A 2,439-nucleotide genomic window follows, 5' to 3' on the forward strand; every position below is an offset into this window, starting at 1 on the left:
TCCTGCAGACCATCCAGAACCTGTTCAGTTCGATCAGCGCCGGCTGATCGAACCAGCCTGCTGCGACGAGGGCCGCGTCTCCCGAAACGGGAGGCGCGGCCCTCGTCGTGGATCAGCCCTGTGTGGTGGTCACGGCGTTGAAGACCACATCGGCCACCGGGGTGCCGTCGGCGCCGCCACCCGCGACACCGGCGTTGGCGACGTTGGTCAGCGCGTCCAGGCCCTCGGTGATGGTGCCGAAGGGGGTGTAGTTCGGCGGCAGCTGGGTGTCGCGGTAGACCAGGAAGAACTGGCTGCCGTTGGTACCGGGGCCCGCGTTGGCCATCGCGACGGTGCCCGCCGGGTAGACGGCGCCCGCGAGGTTCTCGTCGGTGAACTTGTAGCCGGGGCCGCCCATGCCGGTGGCGGTGGGATCGCCGCACTGGAGCACGAAGATGCCCTGGGTGGTGAGCCGGTGGCAGCGGGTGTGGTCGAAGTAGCCCTCGCTCGCGAGGAAGGCGAACGAGTTCACCGTGCGCGGGGCAGCGGCGGCATCGAGCGCGATCGTGACTGCGCCGCAGGTGGTGTCGAGGGTGGCGGTGTGGCTCGCCGCGGTGTCGATGGTGAGTGCCGGTTCGGTGGGCCACTGCTTGCCGTTGGGCTGACCCGCCGCGGCGGGTGCGCAGCCGGGGATCACTGCCTGCCGCACCGGTGCGGTCTGCGCGGCGGGGGCGAGTGCGACCAGGGCGGCCGCGGCGATGCCGACGCCGACGAGCGCGCGAATGAAGGGTCGGTCCTGCGAAATGCTGGTCACCTTGGCGGGATCTCCTCGAGAGCGGTGCTGCCGGACGATGTACCGCGCATCCTGCCAGCCGCAGCGGCTCGCGTGGGGACAGACCACCGGATCCGGTCCGCTCGTCGTGTGATCGACACAGAATCCTGTGCTTTCGCTAGCGAGTCCGCAACCGCCACAGTGTGGTCGTCTCGGCGGTGCGGGCCGCGGCGAGAGGGTCGTCGCGATCGGTCGCGCGGGGATGGCGCGGCCGCGTGGTGAGCTTGCCGAGCACGGACAGGCCCGCGTCGTCGAGCAGGCGGGGGATGTGGTCGGGCGGGCGCAGGCCGAGCAGTTCGGCGAGGTCGGACAGCACCAGCCAGCCCTCGCCGTGGGCGGTGAGGTGCGCGCGCAGGTCGCGGGCGAATTCGGTGAGCATCGACTGATCCTGGTCGTAGACACCGCGTTCCAGGTCCGACGTCGGTACGCCGGGCAGCCAGGGCGGATTGCACACCACGAGATCGGCGCGGCCGGGCGGGTACAGGGTGGGTCCGGTCACGGCGATCGTCCGGCCGAAGCCGAGCCGTTCGGCGTTGTCCTTCGCGCACCGCAACGCCCGCGGGTTGATGTCGGTGGCGACGATCTCGGGGACGCCGCGGGTGGCGAGCAGCGCGGCCAGCACGCCCGTGCCGGTACCGAGATCGAACGCGGTGCGGATCTCGGGATCCAGTGGCGCGTCGGCGACGAGATCGACGTATTCGCTTCGGGTGGGCGAGAACACGCCGTATCCGGGGTACACCCGCGCTCCGAGCGCGGGGACTTCGACACCCTGCTGCTGCCACCGGTAGGCGCTCACCACACCGAGGAGCTCGGTGAAGGCGACCACGCGTTCGGCGTCCGCCGGACCGTACGCCGCCTCGCACGCCGCCGCCACGTCGGGAGCCCGGCGCAGATCGAGCTCGTAGCCCTTGCCCAGCCGGATCAGGAGACTGCCGAGAATGCCCGCCCGGGTGCGCCTTCGGATTCGCTCGTGTTCGTAGAGCGCGCCGAGATCACCGCCTGCGGGCTTCCTCGCCGGCTTGCGATCGGCGCGCCGGCCCAGCGCTTGTAACAGTTGGCGACCATTGTTGTAATCGCCCTGCCACAGCAGTGCCTCACCGGCCCTGATGCGGCGATACGCGTGATCGGCCGAGAGCCGGTCGTCGGCGGTGGTGACGGTGCGCGGCGCGGGCGCGCCGTTCTCCGAATGCCAGACGGCGGTGTGCTGACTGTGCTCTTCGGTCCATGCGATGGTGGACACGGGCTCTCCCGGTGATCGACGGTGCTGGTGACTCGGGTGCATCGACGCGATGCCCGACGCCGAGGTCGGTCGCTAGTGCGCCGGGATGCGACCGATTGCGTCGTCGAGGGCCGTGTCGAGCGTCACCACTGCTGCCTTTCCGCGGGAGGGATTCCTCATTCTGCCGCATCGGCCCAGGCTGACGTCATCTAGGGCGCATTTTCAGGTCGTTCGTGCTAAATTCTGACCATGCGGCCAGAAAACAAGCCGGATGGGCAACACCGCTCGTTCATCGAGGAGGCGCGACGGCGGCAGATCATCGCCGCCACCGTCGAGGTCGTATCGGAACTCGGGTACGCCAACGCCTCTCTGGCCCGGATCGCCGAGCGTGCCGGGATCTCCAAGGGGG

Annotated in this window: 3 protein-coding genes; 1 reads left to right on the top strand and 2 read right to left on the bottom strand. The window is 69.9% G+C overall.

Annotated features, from left to right (window positions below):
- Nucleotides 1-112: 112 nt before the first annotated feature.
- The gene (locus ACFWF3_RS32210; RefSeq protein ID WP_379317597.1) at nt 113-793 is read right to left on the bottom strand and encodes a peptidylprolyl isomerase; all 681 of its coding nucleotides are present in this window, start codon (nt 791-793) and stop codon (nt 113-115) included.
- A gap of 136 nt (nt 794-929) precedes the next feature.
- Nucleotides 930-2,051 (bottom strand): methyltransferase, encoded by a 1,122-nt coding sequence (locus tag ACFWF3_RS32215; protein ID WP_379317599.1) that lies wholly within the window; start codon nt 2,049-2,051, stop codon nt 930-932.
- A 228-nt stretch (nt 2,052-2,279) separates the two neighbouring features.
- Between ACFWF3_RS32215 and ACFWF3_RS32220 the strand changes: the two genes are divergently transcribed.
- On the top strand, nt 2,280-2,439 hold a 160-nt coding region (locus ACFWF3_RS32220), incomplete at its 3' end, for a TetR family transcriptional regulator (RefSeq protein ID WP_379317601.1).

The organism is Nocardia sp. NPDC060220 (genome assembly GCF_042727815.1).
Lineage (GTDB): Bacteria > Actinomycetota > Actinomycetes > Mycobacteriales > Mycobacteriaceae > Nocardia.